The sequence below is a fragment of the Gordonia polyisoprenivorans NBRC 16320 = JCM 10675 genome (assembly GCF_000241325.1).
Taxonomy (GTDB): domain Bacteria; phylum Actinomycetota; class Actinomycetes; order Mycobacteriales; family Mycobacteriaceae; genus Gordonia; species Gordonia polyisoprenivorans.
In genome coordinates, this window is sequence record NZ_BAEI01000056.1 from 59,393 (window position 1) to 79,753 (window position 20,361).

Here is a 20,361-nt window from a genome sequence, read left to right on the forward strand (position 1 = left end):
CGGTCGGCGGCCCGTGACCGGTCGGCAGATCGCCGGCGGGAGGCAGGTGTGGCACCGGGCGCGCTGGCCGCCCTGGCCGAACCGACGCTCGCCGTTCCCGAGGCCGACGCCGACCTCGCCGATCGAGACGACACCGGATCCCTTCGCACCGATGATCGCGTCGATCACGACCTGACCGCACCGCACGAACTGGTCGAACCGGCCGACGACACCGTCCTCGCACCCGTATCCGACGACTCCCACCCAGACCTCGATGACCATCCCGAACGTCGTCCGGCGGCGGTCGCCCGTCGGCGCCGACGCCGGATCGGCATGGCCGTGGTGGCCGTCGTGATGCTGGCGCTGGTCGCCGGGGTGGGGTACTGGGGAGCGGACAAGGCCGGGCTCTTCGACTCCCGAAAGGACTACACGAACGCCGCGGGTACCGCCGACGTGCTCGTGCACGTCCCGGCGAATGCGTCGATCAAACAGATCGGCGGCATTCTCGTCGACGACAACGTCGTCGGCAGCGTCCGCGCGTTCGTCGACGCCGCCGATGGAGCCTCGCTGTCCAGCGGCTACTACAAGTTGCGCACCCAGATCCCGGCGGCGGAGGCGGTGAAGTTGATCACCGACTCCGACTCGACCAACCGCGTCGGGCGCATCGTCGTACCTCCCGGCACCCCGCTGGACACCAAGCGCGACACCTCGGGACGCGTCACCCCGGGCATCTTCGCGATGATCGCCGACCAGACCGGCGTCGAGATCAACGGACAACGCCTCGGGGTGACCGAGCAGCAACTGTCCGACGCGGCCGCCAACGCGAGTATCACCGAGCTCGGTGTCCCGAGCTGGGCGCAGGAGTCGGTGACGGCACTCAACGGCGACCATCGCCGGATCGAGGGCCTGATCGCGCCCGGCACGTGGGAGGACATCGATCCGCACGACAACGCCACGCAGATACTCAACACCCTGATCACCAAGAGCGCCGCCATGTACGAGGGCTGGGGACTGGTGAGCAACAACAAGTCCGGGCTCAGTCCCTATCAGACGTTGGTCGCCGCATCGTTGCTGCAGGGCGAGGTGCAACCCGACGACTACCCGAAGGTGGCGCGGGTCATCCTGAACCGGCTCGCCAAAGGCCAACGGCTGGAATTCGATTCGACCGCCAATTACACCGCCAGCGTCGTCGACCTGAACCTGCACGACGACGCGCTCAAGGCCGACACGCCGTGGAACACCTACGTGCGCAAGGGCCTTCCGCCGACACCGATCGGTGCGGTGGAGGAGCCGTCCGTCGAGGCGATGGAGCAGCCCGCCGACGGCGACTGGCTGTACTTCGTGACCGTCGACTCCAAGGGGACGACACTGTTCACCGACGACTTCGATCAGCATCGGCGCAACATCGCCACCGCATGCCAGAACAAATTCATCACGTGCCGGTGACCGGTCCGCTCGACGAGGCCGGCTCGGTGCTGGCGCGTCCGCCGCTGTGCGCCCCGGTGGGCGGGCGCACCGCCCGCCGAGCCACGGTGCTCGGCTCCCCGGTGTCGCATTCGAGATCGCCGGATCTGCACCTGGCCGCCTACCGTGCGCTGGGGTTGGAGGACTGGACCTACACGCGGCGTGAGTGCACCGCAGCGGATCTTCCGGGGGTCGTCGCCGCGGCGCCGGCCGAGCAGATCGGTTTCTCGGTCACGATGCCGAACAAACTCGCCGCGCTCGCCGTCGCCGACGAGCGCACCGAACGTGCGGTCCTGGTGGGTTCGGCGAACACACTGGTGCGGACCGTGACCGGTTGGCGAGCGGACTGCACCGACATCGACGGCATGACCGGTGCACTCGAACACCTCGGTGTCGCGGCAAACGTCGTCGGCGGTGACCTTCCCGATTCCGCGGTGCTCGTCGGGGCCGGAGGTACCGCGTTACCGTCCGTCGCGGCGCTCGCCGCGGTCGGGATCGGCGAACTCACCGTCGTCGCCCGCAGCGCGCAGCGCGCCGCCGACGTGCTCACTCTGGCGCGCGATCTCGGGATGTCGGTGCAGGTGGCCGATTTCGCGAGCACCGACGACCTGAGCCGGCGCTGCCGTGACGCCGCGGTCACCGTCTCCACGGTCCCGGCGTCGGCGACCACACCGGTGATCGACGCCGTCTCGGGCTCCGCGCGTCTGGTCGACGTCATCTACGACCCGTGGCCCACCCCGCTGGCCACCGCGGTTCGGGCTGCGGGTGGTCGGGTGGCCGGTGGACTGGTGATGCTGCTGAACCAGGCGTTCAGCCAGGTCGAGCAATTCACTGGCCTGCCGGCACCGCGCACGGTGATGGCCGAGGTGTTCGCCGGAGCCGACGCGGCCTCCTGACGCACTCACAGAGACGGGACGGTCCACAGCCCGACGCCGGCGGGCCGTCCGGCGCCCGAGCCCACCGACGCCACCGACCACACTGGCGGCATGGTTGCGACGGCGCTGGTGGTGATGATCTGGCTCGCGGTGGTCGCCGAGAGCGACCGGCGCACCGCGCGCATCCCGAATCGATTGCTGTGGCCGGGCGTGCTCGCGGTGGTCGTCGGCGGGCTGACGGCCCCGCACGTGCTGATCGCGGCCCTGGCCGGGGCCGTTCCGTACCTGCTCGCCTTCACCCGCCGATGGTGCGGGGGAGCCGACGTCAAACTCGGATTCGTCCTCGGTGGCCTCCTCGCGCACCCGGTCGCGGCACTGCTGATGGTTGCGCTCGCCCAGGTGGGAGTCCTGATCGGACATCGGCGTGGCGGCCCGGTGCGACGCCCGCACGGCCCCACGCTGATCCTTGCCGCGGTCCTCGTCCTGGCGATCGGTTGAGGCTCGTGCGCCGGTCGTCGGCGCCGGCGGCCGGGCCTGGTCAAGGCTGTTCGCGGGCCGCGTGGCCCGCATGGAACAATGGATTCTTGTGTTGCGCTGGATAACAGCCGGAGAGTCGCATGGCCCGGCACTCGTGGCGATCGTCGAGGGTATGGTCGCCGGAGTTGAGATCACCTCGTCGGATATCGCCGAACAGTTGGCCCGTCGCCGTCTCGGATACGGACGAGGGGCCCGGATGAAGTTCGAGGCAGACAAGGTGACGGTGATCGGCGGTCTGCGCCACGGACTCTCGATGGGCGGTCCGATCGCGGTCGAGATCGGCAACACCGAGTGGCCCAAATGGGAGACGGTGATGTCGGCCGATCCGGTCGATGCCGCCGAACTCGACGGCAGCGCGCGCAATGCGCCCCTCACCCGTCCGCGTCCCGGGCATGCCGACTACTCGGGGATGCTCAAGTACGGCTTCGACGATGCGCGCCCGGTGCTCGAGCGGGCCAGCGCCCGCGAAACTGCCGCGCGGGTCGCCGCGGGCACCGTCGCCCGCAACTTCCTGCGGCAGGTGCTCGGCGTTGACGTCGTCTCGCACGTGATCTCCATCGGGGCGAGCGAGCCCTACGACGGCCCGCCGCCCCGGATCGCCGACCTCGAGGCGATCGACGCAAGCCCGGTCCGTGCCTTCGACTCCGACGCCGAGGCGGCGATGATCGCCGAGATCGAGGCGGCCAAGAAGGACGGCGACACCCTCGGTGGCGTGGTGGAGGTCGTCGCGACGAATGTGCCGGTCGGGCTCGGCTCGCACGTGAGTGGTGAGACCCGCCTCGACGCCCGACTCGCCGGTGCACTCATGGGGATCCAGGCGATCAAGGGTGTCGAGGTCGGTGACGGTTTCGCGACCGCGCGTCGCCGTGGCAGCGCCGCCCACGACGAGATGGTCCCCGGGCCCGACGGCGTGCTGCGGTCGACCAACCGGGCCGGTGGCCTCGAGGGCGGCATGACCAACGGCGAGGACGTGCGGGTGCGGGTGGCGATGAAGCCGATCTCGACGGTGCCGCGCGCCCTGTCGACCATCGACATGAGCACCGGCGATCAGGCCAGCGCCATCCATCAACGATCGGACGTGTGCGCGGTGCCCGCGGCGGGTGTGGTCGCCGAGGCCATGGTCGCGCTGGTACTCGCCCAGGCGGCGCTGGAGAAGTTCGGCGGCGATTCGGCCACCGAAACCGGTGAGAACCTGCGCGGCTACCTCAAGCACGTCGAGTCCCGGCCCCCGCGTTCATGACCGGCGCATCACTGCCGGTGACCGGCGGTCCCGATCGTCCGGTCGCCGTGCTCGTCGGGTTCATGGGTGCCGGAAAGTCCACGGTCGGACGGATACTCGCCGACAAGCTCGGCGTCGACTTCGTCGACACCGACGCCGAGATCGTGACCCGCACCGGCCAGACCATCCCGGAGATCTTCACCGGTGCCGGGCCCACCCGGTTCCGCCAGATCGAATGCGACGTCGTCACCGACGTCCTGGAGAACCACCGCGGGGTGGTGGCCCTCGGCGGGGGTGCGGTGACCACCGAAGCGGTCCGTGACGCGCTCGACGGACACCGTGTCGTCCACCTGAAAATCGGTGCCGAGGACGGCTTCTCGCGCGTCTCGGGGTCCGATCGACCGCTGCTGGCCGCCGGCGATCCGGCCACCCGCTACCGTGAACTGCTGACCGAACGCGCCGAGACCTACAGCGGTGTCGCGACCATCGAGGTCGATGCGGCCGACGGTGACGCGCAGGATGTCGCCGACGTCATCATCGCCGCGATCGCCCGCGAACTCGTACCCGAGAGGACCACATGAGCGACCCGACGACCACCGAGCCGGTACGGATCCGCGTCAATGCCGGGTCGCCGTATGACGTGATCATCGGTCGCGGTCTGCTCGGTGAGCTCGCCGATGCTGCCGCCGGCGCCGATCGGATCGCGATTCTGTATCAGCCGACGCTCGCCCAGACCGCGGAGCAGATCCGGGAATACCTGTCCGGCAAGGGATTCGACGCACATCGTGTCGAGATCCCGGACGCCGAGGCCGGCAAGGATCTCGCGGTCGCCGCATTCTGCTGGGACGTGTGCGGCCGGATCGGGCTCAAACGCAACGACAAGATCATCTCGTTGGGCGGCGGCGCCGCGACCGACCTGGCCGGATTCGTGGCCGCCACCTGGATGCGGGGGATCGGGGTCATCCACGTTCCCACCACCCTGCTGGCGATGGTCGACGCCGCGGTCGGCGGCAAGACCGGCATCAACACCGATGCCGGCAAGAACCTGGTGGGCGCATTCCACGAGCCCGACGCGGTACTCATCGACATCGCGACCCTCGAGACGGTACCGCGCAACGAGGTGATCGCCGGGCTGGCGGAGGTCATCAAGACCGGATTCATCGCCGACCCGACGATCCTCGACATCATCGAGGCCGACCCGGCCGCGGCCACCGACCCGACCGCCGACGTCCTCCCCGAGCTCATCCGACGATCGGTGCAGGTCAAGGCCGATGTGGTGTCCGCCGACCTCAAGGAGTCGTCGCTGCGGGAGATCCTGAACTACGGTCACACGCTCGGTCACGCCATCGAGCGTCGCGAACGCTACCGCTGGCGCCACGGCGCGGCGGTGTCGGTGGGGCTGGTCTTCGCCGCCGAACTCGCGCGGCTGGCCGGTCGGCTCGACGACGCGACCGCCGATCGGCACGCGGCGATCCTCTCCCTCGTCGGATTGCCGACGACCTACGACGCCGATGCCCTCGGCGATCTGCTCACCACGATGGCGGGCGACAAGAAGAACCGCTCCGGGGTCATGCGTTTCGTGGTCCTCGACGGACTCGCCAAACCCGGACGCCTCGAGGGCCCCGACCCTTCGCTGGTCGCCGCCGCGTACTCGGCGGTTGCCGCGGAAGCGGCGCCGGGCGGGGCGACCCTGCTCTGAGCCTGATGATTCTGGGACTGATGATTCTGGGCCGCACGATTCTGGGCCGGACAACGAGGGACGGCGTCGGTGTGTGAACAGTGTGTCGTCTCGCCCGTCTACTTCGGCGAACCGCTACCCGGGTGGACGCTGGCGCGCGCTCGGTTGGAATCGCCGGTGGCCGACTGGCGCCAGGGACAGTGGGGACTGATCCGCGCGGACGACCCGACTTTCGTGTGGTGGACCACCCCGACACCGAGTCCGACGCGGGGTATGTCGGAGGACGAGGAAGACGCGTGGTGGGCCGAACGGGCTGGGGGACACCAGGACCTCGCGGCGCAGGACCCCGAGGTCGAACGCGAACTCTGGGCCACCGACGAACGGTGCGCCGACTTCCTCTCCGCTTTCCGTGCGTGCTCACCGAACGACGGCTTCGATCTGGTGACCGCCGCCGCCCACTGTGGCTACGAACGTGCTCGTGACGGAGTTTTCGAGATCTGGTTCTTCGACTACCTGGGTGACCATCTTCGCAGCGCGCCTGCAGAGGTCGATCCGTACGATGAGCGGCCCGAGTTGGTGCGCGATCTGCCCTTCGACGCCACTATCGGGCGGCACCCGTTGCCTGGCGAGCCGTTCTACCGACAGTGAGTCTCCGCACGCTGCCCGAGGACCGGGCGAGGTGCGTCAGACCCGCTCGATCTGCTCGGTTGGTTGCGCGTCGGGGTGCACCGACCAGTCGTCGTCATGGGAGTTCTTGCGCTGATCGCGGCGCATCAGCCAGCGACCCACCGCCGCGCCGACGAACGCGGGGACAAAGATCAGCAGCGCGGTGAACGAGCCACCGGCGATCAGTTCGACCCACAAGCTGGCCTGGCCGATCCCGGCGAAGACGAAGCTGCCCAGGATCCAGGAGATGAGGCCCGCGACGACACCTGCGAAGACGCCGGCCTTGAGCCAGCGGACGGTCAGGTCCTCGTAATCGTCGGGATCGGGGTTGGCCCGCGCGTCGGCGATGCCGTCGATGCCGCCCCAGAGCAGGGACACCAGCACGACCACGGCGACCGCGATCGTCTTCCACACCGTGGAATGCAGGGGAGCGTGGATGATGGCCAGTCCGAGTACCACTCGGGCCGCGACGTGTACCGCGGTCATGACGACTCCGCGCAGCAACCAGGAGGAGAACATGCCGAACACGTTACTAGAGGGTCAGCACATCCAGTGCTCTTGGCCACACTTTGAATCATGTCGTAGGTCCTGTCCCGGAATGCGTCGGGCTAGCGTGAACCGATGACCCCCACACATGACCACGCCGGTCGTCGTGATCGGCTGCGCGACCTGATCGTCAGTGGTGACCACGCCGTCGATGCCTTCCTGGTCGGTGATCTCACCAACGTGCGCTACCTGACCGGGTTCACCGGCTCCAACGGTGCGGTGTTGATCTCGGCCTCGGGTCCGGCGGGTGACCGGATCTGCACCGACGGCCGTTATCAGACCCAGGTCGGTGAGCAAGCCGGCGACCTCGAGGCCGTCCTCGCCCGCGACTGCCCACCGGCACTGCTGCGCGTCGCCGCCGACGCCGGGGCGCGCCGGGTCGGTTTCGAGGCCGACGCCCTCACGGTCGCCGCGCACCGGGCCCTCGGTGCGGACGCACCCGACGGTGTCGAACTCGTCGGCCGGACCGGCCTGGTCCAGGGCCTACGGGAAATCAAGGATGCCGGGGAGATCGCACTGCTGCGGCAGGCCTGCCGGATCGGCGACGAGGCACTCGCGGCACTCATCGACGGCGGAGGATTACGGGCGGGTGCCACCGAACGAGAGGTCGCTCGCGCCCTGGAATGGGAGATGTACCGGCACGGCGCCGACGCGGTGGCCTTCGAGACGATCGTCGCCGCCGGCGCCCATTCGGCGATCCCACACCATCGCCCCACCCACGAGGTGCTCGCCGACGGCGACTTCGTCAAGATCGACTTCGGTGCGGTGTTCGGCGGTTACCACTCGGACATGACCCGGACCTTCGTGCTCGGTCGCGCCGCACCGTGGCAGCGTGAGATCTACGAGCTCGTCGCCACCGCACAGTCCGCCGGTCGGGCGGCGCTGCACCCAGGTGCCGACCTGCGCGGGGTGGACGCCGCGGCCCGGACGGTGATCGCCGACGCCGGTCACGCGGAGAACTACGTGCACGGTCTCGGACACGGAGTCGGCCTCGAGATCCACGAAGCGCCCGGAATCGGCAAGCTCGCAACGGGTACACTGCCTTGCGGCGCAGCGGTGACCGTGGAACCCGGGGTCTACCTCCCGGGCCGAGGTGGAGTCAGGATCGAGGACACCCTCGTCGTCACCGACGGCGATCCGGAGCTGCTGACCGCCAGCGACAAGACATTCACCGTCATCTGACGGTTCTCGACGTCAAGAAGGAAGAGACGACACATATGGCGACCACCGCCGATTTCAAGAACGGCCTCGTGCTGCGCATGGATGACCAGCTCTGGCAGATCCTGGAGTTCCAGCACGTCAAGCCCGGCAAGGGTCCGGCCTTCGTGCGCACCAAGATCAAGAACATCCTGTCCGGCAAGACCGTTGACAAGACCTTCAACGCCGGGGTCAAGGTGGAGACCGCGACCGTCGACCGTCGCGACATGACCTACCTCTACAACGACGGCACCGACTACGTCTTCATGGACGCCCAGGACTACGAGCAGTACTCGCTGGCACCGGCCACCGTCGGCGACGGCGCCCGGTTCCTGTTGGAGAACATGACCGTGCAGGTCTCGCTCAACGACGGCACCCCGCTCTTCGTCGAACTGCCGGTCACCGTCGAGCTCGAGGTCACCCACACCGATCCGGGCCTGCAGGGCGACCGCTCCACCGGCGGCACCAAGCCCGCCACCCTGGAGACGGGTGCCGAGATCGCGGTTCCGCTGTTCATCAACACCGGCGACAAACTGAAGGTCGACTCGCGCGACGGCAGTTACCTCGGCCGCGTCAACAACTAGCGAGATCCCCACACGTGAAGCAGCCCGGAACCCGACACAAGGCGCGCCGCCGCGCCATCGACCTGCTGTTCGAGGCGGAGGCCAAGGACGTCAGCCCGGCCGAACTCGTCGCCGAACGGCGGGAGCTGGTGCAAACCGACGAGAGTGTCGGACAGATCCATCCCTACACCGCGCGGGTCGTCGACGGTCTGGTCGCCGACGAGGCGCAGATCGACGCGGTCATCTCCTCGCACCTGAAGGGCTGGACCCTGCAGCGACTACCCGCTGTGGATCGGGCGATCCTGCGCCTGGCCACCTGGGAGTTGTTCAACGCCACCGACGTCGATCCGATCGTCGTGGTCGACGAGGCGGTCGAGCTCGCCAAGGAACTGTCCACCGACGACTCGCCCGCCTTCGTCAACGGGGTGCTGCAGACGATCGCCGACCTCGCCCCGCAGGTGCGGGCCGCGCAGGCGGCGGGTTCGGACCGCGACAACCACTGAGCTCGAGTCCACCGGGGCCGGCGCGGCTCGAGTCCGGTTCGGCGTACACGATGCCGGCGTGTAGTCTTGGCCGCGACAGACATCCTTTAACGATCCGTCCCGTGAGGCGGAGAAGGAGGTCGGCGTGGTCACGCCCACCGACGGTGCACCCTCAGGTAGACGAGTTCTCCTCGACGCCGGCGACGTCTCGCGGACCATTGCCCGCGTCGCACACCAGGTGATCGAGAAGAACGCTCTCGACGCCCCCGACGCCCCCCGCGTCATCATCATCGGGATTCCCACTCGCGGAACCACTCTCGCCGACCGCTTGGCCGCCAAGATCGGCGAATTCGCCGGACGCGACATCCCCGTCGGCTATCTCGACATCACCCTGTATCGCGACGATCTGCGCGACAAACCCCACCGCCCTCTCGAGCGCACGATGGTGCCGCCCGGCGGCGTCGACCACGCGATCGTGATCCTCGTCGACGACGTCCTCTACTCCGGTCGTACGGTGCGGGCCGCCCTCGACGCCCTGCGCGACCTCGGCCGCCCCGACGCGGTGCAACTCGCCGTCCTCATCGATCGCGGCCATCGCGAATTGCCTTTGCGCGCAGACTATGTCGGCAAGAACATCCCGACCTCGCGTGACGAGAGCGTGGCCGTGCACCTCGTCGAGCACGACGGGCTCGACGAGGTCGTGCTGAGCGCGGCCGGGTCGGGGGATCGCTGATGCGGCACCTGCTGTCCACCGAGGACCTGTCGGCGGCCGAGGCCACCGAGTTGCTCGACGAGGCCGAACGCTTCGAGCAGGCACTGACCGGACGTGAGGTCCGCAAGCTGCCGACGCTGCGCGGGCGCACCGTCATGACGGTCTTCTACGAGAACTCCACCCGCACCCGGGTGTCCTTCGAGACCGCAGGGAAATGGATGAGCGCCGACGTGATCAACGTCTCGGCCTCGAGTTCCTCGGTCGGCAAGGGCGAGTCGCTACGAGACACCGCGATGACCCTGCGCGCCATCGGCGCCGACGCGCTGATCGTTCGGCATCCGGCTTCGGGTGCGGCACAACAGATCGCGCAATGGACCGAGGGGCAGGACGGCATCGGTCCGTCGGTGATCAACGCCGGCGACGGCATGCACGAACACCCCACGCAGGCGCTGCTCGACGCCCTCACGCTGCGTCAACGACTCGGCTCGCTGCAGGGTCGCCGCGTCGCGATCGTCGGCGACGTCCTGCACTCCCGGGTGGCCCGCTCCAACGCTCATCTGCTCTCGACCCTCGGCGCGGAGGTGGTGCTGGTGGCGCCACCGACACTGCTGCCGGTGGGCGTCGACACCTGGCCGGTGACCGTGTCGAGCGACCTCGACGCCGAACTCCCGGCCGTGGACGCGGTGATGATGCTGCGCGTACAGGCCGAACGCATGAACGGCGGTTTCTTCCCCAGTGCACGCGAATACTCGGTGCGCTACGGGCTCTCCGAGCGGCGGCTGGGATTACTCGGTGACGACGCGGTGATCCTGCACCCGGGACCGATGTTGCGTGGCATGGAGATCGGTTTCTCGGTCGCCGACGCACCCGCGGCGACCGTCCTGGAACAGGTGCGCAACGGAGTCCATGTGCGGATGGCGGTGTTGTTCCGCCTGCTCGTCGGGACCGAACAGTCAGGAGTATCGCAGTGAGCGCCCCGAGGAACATCGGAACTGTTGTCCTGCAACAGGTTCGGCCGTACGGCGAGGACCCGGTCGACGTGGTCGTCGTCGACGGGGTGATCACCGGGATCGGGACGTCGGTGACGGTGCCCGAGGGAGCCGAGCGCATCGACGGGGCCGGTGCCGTGCTCCTGCCGGGCCTCGTCGACCTGCACACCCACCTGCGCGAGCCGGGCCGGGAGGACACCGAGACCATCCGCACCGGCTCGCGGGCCGCGGCGCTCGGTGGGTACACGGCGGTGTTCGCGATGGCAAACACCGATCCGGTCGCCGACAACTCGACGATCACCGACAACGTATGGCGGATCGGCCGCGACGTCGGTCTGGTCGACGTCCACCCGGTCGGTGCGGTCACCGTCGGCCTCGGCGGTCAGCAACTCGCCGAGATGGGCATGATGGCGGCCGGCGTCGCGGGTGTCCGCATGTTCAGCGACGACGGGAAGTGCGTCCACGACCCACTGATCATGCGGCGCGCCCTCGAATATGCCACCGGCCTCGGCGTACTGATCGCCCAGCATGCCGAGGAGCCGCGACTGACCAAGGGGGCCGTCGCCCACGAGGGTGCGAACGCGGCACGGCTGGGTTTGACCGGGTGGCCCCGCGCCGCCGAGGAATCGATCGTGGTGCGCGATGCGCTGCTGGCCCGCGATGCCGGGGCGCGAGTGCACATCTGCCACGCCTCCACCGAGGGCACCGTCGAGTTGGTGCGCTGGGCCAAGGAACAGGGCATCGCCATCACCGCCGAGGTCACCCCGCATCACCTGCTGCTCACCGACGAACGCCTGGCCACCTACGACGCGGTCAACAAGGTGAACCCGCCGCTGCGGGAGGCCCGCGACACCGCAGCGCTGGTGCAGGCACTGGCCGACGGCATCGTCGACTGCGTGGCCACCGATCACGCGCCACACGCCGCGCAGGACAAGTGCTGCGAATTCGCCCTGGCCAAGCCCGGCATGCTCGGGCTCGAGACGGCGTTGCCGATCATCGTGGCGACCATGGTCGAACCCGGATTGCTGGACTGGCGCGGGGTCGCCCGGGTGATGAGCGAACGGCCCGCGCAGATCGTCGGACTCACCGATCAGGGTCGTCCCATCGCCGTCGGCGAACCGGCCAACCTGACCCTGGTCGACCCCGACTCGCCGTGGGTCGTGCGGGGAGACGAGCTGGCCAGTCTGTCGTCGAACACGCCGTACGAGGAGATGACGATGCCCGCGCGGGTGATCGCCACGCTGCTGCGGGGGGTCGTCACCGCCCGGGACGGGCAGGCGAGCGCATGAGTGAGATCTTCCTCGACCTGATCATCGTGATCGTCGTGCTGGCCGCGTGGCTGGCGCTGGTGGCCCTGTTGCTGCGGGGCTGGCGCAATCGAGGTCGACGCCAGGCCGAGGCGATCGGCGAGATCCCGGCGTTCCCCGGCGATCCGGGTATCGCGCTCCTCGGCCCGGATTCCGGACTGTACCTCGGTGCCACCCTCGCACCGAGCTGGCAGAACCGGGTCGCCGTCGGCGATTTCGGTGATCGCGCCGCCGCCGACCTCTCGGCGTTCACCGACGGCATCGGCATCGAGCGCGCCGGGGCGTCGACGATCTGGATACCGCGGTCGTCGATCACCGCGGTCCGTACCGAGAACGGCCATGCAGGGAAGGTGATGGGCCGCGGCGGCGTGCTGGTGATCCGCTGGACACTGCCGTCGGGAACCGAGATCGACTCGGGCTTCCGCGCCGACGACAAGGCCGTCTACCCGCCCTGGATCGCCGAATTCACCGCGACACCGGCCGATTCCGAGACCCCGGCCCACGTTGAGACACTGACCGATAGCGAACAGGGGAAAGATCAATGACCGCAGCGGTTCTGGTGCTCGAGAACGGCCAGGTGTTCTCCGGGCAGCCCTACGGAGCCACCGGCGAGACACTCGGTGAGGCCGTGTTCTGCACCGCGATGACCGGATATCAGGAGACCCTGACCGACCCCAGCTATCACCGCCAGATCGTGGTGGCCACCGCACCGCAGATCGGCAACACCGGATGGAACACCGAGGACGGCGAATCGACCGGCAGCGCCGGCAGCGACGGCATCGACGGTGACTCCGGCAAGATCTGGGTGGCCGGTTACGCGATCCGCAATCCCACACGGCGCGTGTCGAATTGGCGAGCCACGACGAGCCTCGACGAGGAACTCACCCGTCAGGGCGTGGTCGGTATCGCCGGCATCGACACCCGCACGGTGGTGCGCATCCTGCGTGACCACGGATCGATGCGTGCCGGGGTGTTCTCCGGTCCGGCGCTCGCCTCGACCGAGGAGATGCTCGAGCGGGTACGCAGCCAGCCGTCGATGAAGGGCGCCGACCTCGCCGGCGAGGTGTCCACCGACCGGGGCTATCTCGTCGAGCCCGCGCAGCAGGCGCGACTGACCGTCGCCGCCATCGATCTGGGTATCAAGACCAACACCCCTCGGATGTTCACCCAGCGCGGCGTGGCGGTGCATGTGCTGCCCTCCGACACGTCCTTCGCGGCCATCCGCGAACTGCGGCCCGACGGGGTGTTCCTGTCCAACGGACCCGGCGACCCGGCGACCGCCGATGCCGCCGTCGCGCTGACCCGCGAGGTCCTCGGAGCGGATCTGCCACTGTTCGGGATCTGCTTCGGCAACCAGATCCTCGGGCGGGCGCTGGGCCGCGCCACCTACAAGATGACCTTCGGACACCGCGGGATCAACATCCCGGTCATCGACCATGCCACCGGCACGGTGTCGATCACGTCGCAGAATCACGGGTTCGCTCTCGAGGGCGGGGCCGGCGAGGAGTTCGACACCGACTTCGGACGGGCCCGCGTCAGCCACACCTGCGCCAACGACGGAACCGTCGAGGGTGTCGAATTGCTCTCGGGCCGTGCGTTTTCGGTGCAGTACCACCCGGAGGCCGCGGCCGGACCCCATGACGCCGCCTACCTTTTCGACAAATTCGTCACCCTGCTCGAGGGTGACCGCGCCAACGGAACGAGGGCCTGATGCCGCGCCGCACCGACCTGTCACACGTCCTGGTGATCGGTTCCGGACCGATCGTCATCGGTCAGGCCTGCGAGTTCGACTACTCCGGCACCCAGGCGTGCCGCGTCCTCAAGGCCGAGGGCCTACGGGTGAGCCTGGTGAACTCCAACCCGGCCACGATCATGACCGACCCGGAGTTCGCCGACGCCACCTACATCGAGCCGATCACCGCCGAATACGTCGAGAAGGTCATCGAGGCCGAACGCGACGCCGGGCACCCCATCGACGCCGTGCTGGCCACCCTCGGCGGTCAGACAGCGCTGAACACGGCTGTGGCACTGCATGATCGGGGTTCGCTGGAGAAGTACGGCATCGAGTTGATCGGCGCCGACTTCGATGCCATCCAGCGTGGTGAGGACCGGCAGATGTTCAAGGACATCGTCGCCAAGGTCGGCGGCGAGAGCGCCCGCTCCGCCGTCTGCCACACCATGGCGGAGGTTCGCGAGACCGTCGCCGAACTCGGCTATCCGGTGGTGGTGCGACCCTCGTTCACCATGGGCGGCCTCGGGTCGGGTATGGCCTACGACGAGAACGACCTCGAGCGCATCGCCGGCGGTGGACTCGCCGCGTCGCCGACGGCGAATGTGCTCATCGAGGAGTCGATCCTCGGGTGGAAGGAATACGAGCTCGAGCTGATGCGCGACAACCGCGACAACGTGGTCGTCATCTGCTCCATCGAGAACGTCGACCCGGTCGGGGTGCACACCGGCGACTCGGTGACCGTGGCCCCGGCGATGACACTCACCGACCGCGAATACCAGAAGATGCGCGACCTCTCGATCGCCATCCTGCGCGAGGTCGGCGTCGACACCGGCGGCTGCAACATCCAGTTCGCGCAGGACCCCGCCGACGGCCGTCTCGTCGTCATCGAGATGAATCCGCGTGTCTCGCGCTCCTCGGCATTGGCCTCCAAGGCAACGGGATTCCCGATCGCCAAGATCGCCGCGAAGCTCGCGATCGGGTACAGCCTCGACGAGATCACCAACGATATCACCAAGGAGACGCCGGCCTGCTTCGAGCCGACGCTCGACTACGTCGTGGTCAAGGCGCCGCGGTTCGCGTTCGAGAAGTTCCCCGGCGCCGACGACACACTGACCACCACCATGAAGTCGGTGGGCGAGGCGATGAGTCTGGGCCGGTCGTTCGCCGAGGCGCTGGGCAAGGTGATGCGGTCGCTGGAGAACAAGGCGGCCGGGTTCTGGACCGAACCCAACCGGCCCGACCCGTCGACGGTGGATCTCGAGGCACTGCTCGACGAGTTGCGCACCCCCAAGGACGGCCGGCTCTACGGCATCATGCTGGCCTTCGATGCCGGCGCCACCGTTGAGCAGTTGTACGAGGCCACCGCGATCGACCCGTGGTTCCTCGCCGAGATCGGCGGGATCGCGGCGCTGGGCGCCGAGATCCGCGACGCCGGGCAACTCACGGCGGAGTTGCTGCGCGAGGCGAAGTCGACCGGCTTCTCCGATCGCCAGATCGCGGCGCTGCGTTCCGATTTCGCCGATGAGGACGCGGTCCGCGCCTTCCGGCACGCCTCGGGTGTCCGCCCGGTCTACAAGACCGTCGACACGTGCGCGGCCGAGTTCGAGGCCAAGACCCCGTACCACTATTCGACCTATGAACTCGATCCGGCGGCGACCAGCGAGATCGCGCCGCAGCCCGATCGGCCCAAGGTCCTGATCCTCGGTTCGGGACCCAACCGCATCGGGCAGGGCATCGAGTTCGACTACTCGTGCGTGCATGCCGCGCTCACGCTCAGCGAGGCCGGCTACGAGACGGTCATGGTCAACTGCAACCCGGAGACCGTCTCGACCGACTACGACACCGCCGATCGCCTGTACTTCGAGCCGCTGACCTTCGAGGACGTCCTCGAGGTGTTCCACGCCGAGTCGGAGTCGGGGACCGTCGCCGGCGTCATCGTCCAGCTGGGCGGGCAGACCCCGCTGGGGTTGGCCGACCGGCTCGAATCCGCGGGTGTCCCCATCGTCGGCACGAGCCCCGCGGCGATCGACCTCGCCGAGGACCGTGGTGAATTCGGCAAGGTGCTGACCGCCGCGGGACTGCCCGCCCCGGCGTTCGGGACGGCCACCAGCTTCGACGAGGCGCGCGAGACCGCCGCCCGGATCGGCTACCCGGTCCTGGTGCGTCCCTCCTACGTGCTCGGCGGGCGCGGTATGGAGATCGTCTACGACGAGTCATCCCTGGCCGACTACATCTCGCGCGCAACCGAATTGACCCCCGATCACCCGGTGCTGGTGGACCGGTTCCTCGAGGACGCGGTGGAGATCGACGTCGACGCGCTGTGCGACGGCACCGAGGTCTACATCGGCGGGATCATGGAGCACATCGAGGAGGCCGGTATCCACTCAGGCGACTCGGCGTGCGCGCTGCCGCCGATCACCCTCGGTCGCGCGGACCTGCAGATGGTGCGAGAGTCGACGGAGGCACTGGCCAAGGGGATCGGGGTACGCGGCCTGCTCAACGTCCAGTACGCGCTCAAGGACGACACCCTCTACGTGCTCGAGGCCAACCCCCGCGCGAGCCGCACGGTGCCGTTCGTCTCCAAGGCCACCGCGGTACCGCTGGCCAAGGCATGCGCCCGCGTCATGTTGGGCACCTCCATCGCCGAGCTGCGCGATCAGCGCATCCTCGCCGCCGACGGCGACGGTGGCCACGCCCCGGTGCACGCACCGATCGCCGTGAAGGAAGCGGTGTTGCCGTTCAACAGGTTCCGCCGCCACGACGGCACCGGGGTCGACTCGCTGCTCAGTCCGGAGATGAAGTCCACCGGTGAGGTGATGGGCATCGACGCCGATTTCGGGCGGGCCTTCGCCAAGTCGCAGACCGCCGCCTACGGGTCGCTGCCCACCGACGGCGCCGTCTTCGTGTCGGTGGCCAACAAGGACAAGCGGGCGCTGTTGTTCCCGGTCAAGCACCTCGCCGACCTCGGATTCACCATCCTGGCCACCGAGGGCACCGCAGAGGTGTTGCGGCGCAACGGCATCGAGTCGCAAACGGTGCGCAAGCACTTCGAGGCGCAGCCGGGGGAGCCGACCATCCTCGACGCCATCCGCGCCGGTGAGGTCGCGATGGTCATCAACACGCCCTACGGCCAGTCCGGCCCGCGGGTCGACGGCTACGAGATCCGCAGTGCCGCCGTCGCCGCCGGCATCCCGTGCATCACCACCGTGCAGGGTGCCAGCGCGGCGGTGCAGGGCATCGAGGCCGCGCGGGGCAACCAGATGGGTGTCGAGGCGCTGCAGCGGCGTCACGCGGCCCTGGTGAACGAGCCGGGCGGGACCGCGAAGTGACCGGATTCGGTCCCCGCTTCCGCGCCGCCGTCACCGCACGCGGGCGGTTGTGCGCGGGGATCGACCCGCACGTGGATCTTCTCCAATCCTGGGGTCTCGGAGCCGATCCGGCCGGATTGGATCGTTTCGCCGACATCTGTATCGAGGCGTTCGGTTCGGTGGCGGCGGTCGTCAAACCGCAGGTGGCGTTCTTCGAGCCGTTCGGCGCGGCCGGCTTGGCGACCCTCGAACGGGTCATCGCCGGATGCCGCGACGCCGGCGCGCTCGTGCTCGCCGACGCCAAGCGTGGTGACATCGGATCGACGATGGCCGCCTATGCCCGCGCGTGGCTCGACGATTCCTCGCCACTGGTCTCCGACGCCGTCACCGTCTCGCCCTACCTCGGATTCGGTTCCCTCGCACCGGCTCTCGACGCGGCACGCCCGGCCGGGAGGGGAGTCTTCGTCCTCGCTCGTACCTCCAACCCGGAGGGCGCATCGGTGCAGTTGGCCGATGCCGACGGGCGATCGGTCGGCCAGCGGATCGTCGATGCGGCAGCCGCGGTGAACACCGACGGCGCGGGCACGGTGGGTGTGGTCGTCGGTGCGACCCGCGCACACGGTCTCGATCTCACCGCACTCGCCGGCCCCATCCTGGCCCCGGGCCTCGGTGCCCAGGGAGCACGCGCCGAGGATCTCGGTCCGGTCTTCGCCGAGGCCGACCTCGACTGGCTGCTGCCGGCGAGTTCACGCGGGGTGCTGCGCGCCGGCCCCGACATCGGCGCGTTGCGCGCGTCGTTCGAGGCCGCGCGTGATGAGGTGGAATCAGCGCTGTCGTAAAGGCCGGCGCCCGAGGAGGCCGCATGAACCGGACCATCAGCGTCGTGGTCGTCGACGATCACCCGTTCTTCCGGGACGGTCTGTCGCGAGGACTGTCGGCCAGCGGTCGCATCCGGGTGGTCGGGGAGGCCGCCGACGCGCGGTCGGGGATCGCCGCGATCGGCGAACTACAGCCCGACGTCGCCGTCGTCGACTACCAGATGCCCGGCATGACGGGTATCGACCTCGTCCACGCGGTGACCCGGGACGGTGGCGCCACCAAGGTACTGCTGCTCTCGGCGGTCACCGACTCGGTGGTCGTCTTCGACGCGCTGCGCGAGGGCGCGGCGGGCTACATGTCGAAGGAGTCCGACCGCGACGCCATCGTCGGCGCGGTCGAGCGGGTCGCGCGCGGTGAGACGGTCGTACCACCCGAGCTCGCCGCCGGTCTCGTCACCCAGATCCGGGCGCACGCCGCTCCTGGCGCGCCCACGCTCAGCGAGCGAGAGAGCCAGGTGCTCAACGGTTTCGCGCGGGGTCTGTCCATTCCGCAGATCGCCGCCGAGCTCTACATCGGTGCGTCGACGGTCAAGACACATGCGGGCAACCTCTACCAGAAGCTCGGTGTCTCCGATCGTGCCGCCGCGGTCGCCGAGGGCATGCGCCGGCACCTCATCGAATGAGTCGGTGACGTCGAATGACTTGGGGATCTCTCGGGCGGTGGCGGCCGCGCGGTTTCACCGCACCTGGTCTCGGCGAGCCGGCACTCGACCGCATCCTCTACGAACACGCCCTGCTCGGGCTGCGCGTGCAGGTGGTGGTGCGGCTGACGCTCGCGGTGTTCATGACGCTCGTAGTCGCCCTCGATCCACCCGCGCACCTGTTGGTGCCCACATGGGCGGTCGTCGGCGCCTACGTGGTGTGGGCGGTGGCCAGTATCGTGCCGGCACGCCACGCCGGCCGGCGGACGCTGTACTGGGCGTGGTTGGCGCTGTTGGTCGATCTGGTCGCCCTCACCACCGTCGCGTCCTTCGCCGCCGCCTCCGACGCCACCAGTTGGACCTCGGACGTACTGCTCACCGGCTTCGCGCTGCTCCCGATGGCGGCGGCGACGCAGTTGCGGCCGGCGGTGTGTGCCGCGATCGCGGTACCGACCGCGCTGGTGTTCTTCGTCACCAGTGCTGCTGCGCGAACGGCCAACGGCGAACCCTGGTCGTCGGTGTCGTTGCACACGATGGTGATCGCCGGCCTCGGGCTCGCCGCGGTGCTGCTCTCGCGGGTTGCGCGCTCGCGGGTGATCACCATCGCCTCGCTGGCTCGTGAGCGGGCGCAACTGCTCGAGGACGCGCTGCGCGTCGAGGCGCGCGAGCGGCAGGCGCTGGCCGAGGCGCTGCACGACGGCGCCCTGCAGTACGTGCTCGGTGCACGCGCCGAGATGGACGCGGTCCGCCGGGGCGATCCGGTGGCGATCGACCGGGTCGAGGTCGCCCTCGCCGAATCCGGCCGGTTGCTGCGGTCGACGTTGACGGCACTGACCCCGGCCGTCCTCGAGCATCACGGGTTGGCCGTCGCGGTCACCGAACTCGCCCGCACCGCCCAGGCATCCTCGGGAGTGACGGTGCTCGTCGACGCCGCGGCGTGGCCGGATCGGCCGACGCCGGTCGACCGGCTGCTGTTCGCGGCGGCCCGCGAACTGCTCACGAACGTGATCAAACATGCCCGTGCACATCGGGTGGAACTCACGCTCGAGTACGCCGACGGGCGGGCGCGGCTGATCGTCGTGGACGACGGCATCGGCGTCGCCGAGGACGACGTGTCGGGCGAGCGCCTCGACGCCCAGATGGCCACCGGCCACCTCGGGCTCGCCTCGCGCCGGGTTCGGCTGGCCGCCGCGGGCGGATCACTGTCGGTTCGGGCCCGCCCCGGGGGCGGGACCGTGGCGATCGCGACGGTGCCGGCAGACCGCTGAGCCGACCCGCCGAGTCGGTCCTCCGATTGCCGTTCGGCTCTCACGACACGCGCAACGTGCGGGGAATGTTCGGAGCAATTCGGCGTGACCACACCCGTCACATCAGTCCCAGGATCGTCGTCGGGGGCCGCGGCGGTCGTCGCCCGGCGCGATTGCCGCATTGTCGTGTCGGCCTCGACACACCGCGCTCACCAGCGGTTATGGTCGCAACCATGCGGGTTGATGGGGTACGGTGATGCCCGATCGACCCGCCCTCCGGCGGGCGGTCCGCGGGCAACCTACAGCACCGCCTTCGCGGCGCTTGGCAGGGGTGGCCCTCG

The 20,361-nt window shown here is 69.1% G+C and carries 20 protein-coding genes; 19 read left to right on the top strand and 1 reads right to left on the bottom strand.

Annotation, left to right across the window (positions count from 1 at the left end; translation table 11 throughout):
- Nucleotides 1-48 precede the first annotated feature (48 nt).
- The 7 genes from mltG (at nt 49) to GOPIP_RS13540 (ending at nt 6,400) form a co-directional block, all read left to right on the top strand.
- Nucleotides 49-1,425: an endolytic transglycosylase MltG gene (mltG, locus tag GOPIP_RS13510; protein ID WP_006370241.1), complete on the top strand. Its 1,377-nt coding sequence runs from the start codon at nt 49-51 to the stop codon at nt 1,423-1,425.
- Nucleotides 1,395-2,339, top strand: a complete 945-nt coding sequence (locus GOPIP_RS13515; protein ID WP_247608846.1) for a shikimate dehydrogenase — start codon at nt 1,395-1,397, stop codon at nt 2,337-2,339. The genes mltG and GOPIP_RS13515 overlap by 31 nt, the downstream gene beginning before the upstream one ends.
- A 90-nt stretch (nt 2,340-2,429) precedes the next feature.
- Nucleotides 2,430-2,816 (top strand): A24 family peptidase, encoded by a 387-nt coding sequence (locus GOPIP_RS13520; RefSeq protein WP_006370243.1) that lies wholly within the window; start codon nt 2,430-2,432, stop codon nt 2,814-2,816.
- A gap of 70 nt (nt 2,817-2,886) precedes the next feature.
- Nucleotides 2,887-4,095, top strand: coding sequence for a chorismate synthase (gene aroC / locus GOPIP_RS13525; RefSeq protein ID WP_035728005.1), 1,209 nt, complete (start codon nt 2,887-2,889; stop codon nt 4,093-4,095).
- Nucleotides 4,092-4,655 carry a shikimate kinase gene (locus tag GOPIP_RS13530; RefSeq protein WP_006370245.1) on the top strand — a complete coding sequence of 188 codons (564 nt, stop codon included), beginning with the start codon at nt 4,092-4,094 and terminating at the stop codon, nt 4,653-4,655. The genes aroC and GOPIP_RS13530 overlap by 4 nt, the downstream gene beginning before the upstream one ends.
- On the top strand, nt 4,652-5,773 hold the full coding sequence (aroB, locus tag GOPIP_RS13535) for a 3-dehydroquinate synthase (RefSeq protein WP_006370246.1): 1,122 nt from the start codon (nt 4,652-4,654) through the stop codon (nt 5,771-5,773). Before GOPIP_RS13530 ends, aroB begins: the two co-directional genes overlap by 4 nt.
- 69 nt (nt 5,774-5,842) lie before the next feature.
- Nucleotides 5,843-6,400, top strand: coding sequence for a hypothetical protein (locus tag GOPIP_RS13540; RefSeq protein WP_006370247.1), 558 nt, complete (start codon nt 5,843-5,845; stop codon nt 6,398-6,400).
- Between the two features lie 36 nt (nt 6,401-6,436).
- On the opposite strand, the gene GOPIP_RS13545 is transcribed toward GOPIP_RS13540, so the two are convergent.
- The gene (locus GOPIP_RS13545) at nt 6,437-6,937 is read right to left on the bottom strand and encodes a B-4DMT family transporter (RefSeq protein ID WP_006370248.1); all 501 of its coding nucleotides are present in this window, start codon (nt 6,935-6,937) and stop codon (nt 6,437-6,439) included.
- A gap of 102 nt (nt 6,938-7,039) precedes the next feature.
- On the opposite strand from GOPIP_RS13545, the gene GOPIP_RS13550 reads away from it, so the two are divergent.
- From GOPIP_RS13550 to GOPIP_RS13605, 12 genes are all read left to right on the top strand, one after another.
- The gene (locus tag GOPIP_RS13550; RefSeq protein ID WP_006370249.1) at nt 7,040-8,146 is read left to right on the top strand and encodes a M24 family metallopeptidase; all 1,107 of its coding nucleotides are present in this window, start codon (nt 7,040-7,042) and stop codon (nt 8,144-8,146) included.
- Nucleotides 8,147-8,181: 35 nt separating this feature from the next.
- On the top strand, nt 8,182-8,745 hold the full coding sequence (gene efp / locus GOPIP_RS13555) for an elongation factor P (RefSeq protein WP_006370250.1): 564 nt from the start codon (nt 8,182-8,184) through the stop codon (nt 8,743-8,745).
- Between the two features lie 14 nt (nt 8,746-8,759).
- Nucleotides 8,760-9,227 (top strand): transcription antitermination factor NusB, encoded by a 468-nt coding sequence (gene nusB, locus GOPIP_RS13560; RefSeq protein WP_006370251.1) that lies wholly within the window; start codon nt 8,760-8,762, stop codon nt 9,225-9,227.
- A gap of 124 nt (nt 9,228-9,351) precedes the next feature.
- Nucleotides 9,352-9,939 carry a bifunctional pyr operon transcriptional regulator/uracil phosphoribosyltransferase PyrR gene (pyrR, locus tag GOPIP_RS13565; protein WP_006370252.1) on the top strand — a complete coding sequence of 196 codons (588 nt, stop codon included), beginning with the start codon at nt 9,352-9,354 and terminating at the stop codon, nt 9,937-9,939.
- The gene (locus tag GOPIP_RS13570; RefSeq protein WP_006370253.1) at nt 9,939-10,889 is read left to right on the top strand and encodes an aspartate carbamoyltransferase catalytic subunit; all 951 of its coding nucleotides are present in this window, start codon (nt 9,939-9,941) and stop codon (nt 10,887-10,889) included. The genes pyrR and GOPIP_RS13570 overlap by 1 nt, the downstream gene beginning before the upstream one ends.
- Nucleotides 10,886-12,196, top strand: coding sequence for a dihydroorotase (locus GOPIP_RS13575; RefSeq protein WP_006370254.1), 1,311 nt, complete (start codon nt 10,886-10,888; stop codon nt 12,194-12,196). Before GOPIP_RS13570 ends, GOPIP_RS13575 begins: the two co-directional genes overlap by 4 nt.
- Nucleotides 12,193-12,759: a PH-like domain-containing protein gene (locus GOPIP_RS13580; RefSeq protein ID WP_006370255.1), complete on the top strand. Its 567-nt coding sequence runs from the start codon at nt 12,193-12,195 to the stop codon at nt 12,757-12,759. Before GOPIP_RS13575 ends, GOPIP_RS13580 begins: the two co-directional genes overlap by 4 nt.
- The gene (carA, locus tag GOPIP_RS13585) at nt 12,756-13,925 is read left to right on the top strand and encodes a glutamine-hydrolyzing carbamoyl-phosphate synthase small subunit (RefSeq protein WP_006370256.1); all 1,170 of its coding nucleotides are present in this window, start codon (nt 12,756-12,758) and stop codon (nt 13,923-13,925) included. Before GOPIP_RS13580 ends, carA begins: the two co-directional genes overlap by 4 nt.
- Nucleotides 13,925-17,275, top strand: a complete 3,351-nt coding sequence (gene carB, locus GOPIP_RS13590; RefSeq protein ID WP_006370257.1) for a carbamoyl-phosphate synthase large subunit — start codon at nt 13,925-13,927, stop codon at nt 17,273-17,275. The genes carA and carB overlap by 1 nt, the downstream gene beginning before the upstream one ends.
- Nucleotides 17,272-18,093, top strand: a complete 822-nt coding sequence (gene pyrF / locus GOPIP_RS13595) for an orotidine-5'-phosphate decarboxylase (RefSeq protein ID WP_006370258.1) — start codon at nt 17,272-17,274, stop codon at nt 18,091-18,093. Before carB ends, pyrF begins: the two co-directional genes overlap by 4 nt.
- A gap of 23 nt (nt 18,094-18,116) precedes the next feature.
- The gene (locus GOPIP_RS13600; protein ID WP_006370259.1) at nt 18,117-18,755 is read left to right on the top strand and encodes a response regulator; all 639 of its coding nucleotides are present in this window, start codon (nt 18,117-18,119) and stop codon (nt 18,753-18,755) included.
- A 14-nt stretch (nt 18,756-18,769) separates the two neighbouring features.
- The gene (locus GOPIP_RS13605; protein WP_006370260.1) at nt 18,770-20,041 is read left to right on the top strand and encodes a sensor histidine kinase; all 1,272 of its coding nucleotides are present in this window, start codon (nt 18,770-18,772) and stop codon (nt 20,039-20,041) included.
- Nucleotides 20,042-20,361 lie beyond the last annotated feature (320 nt).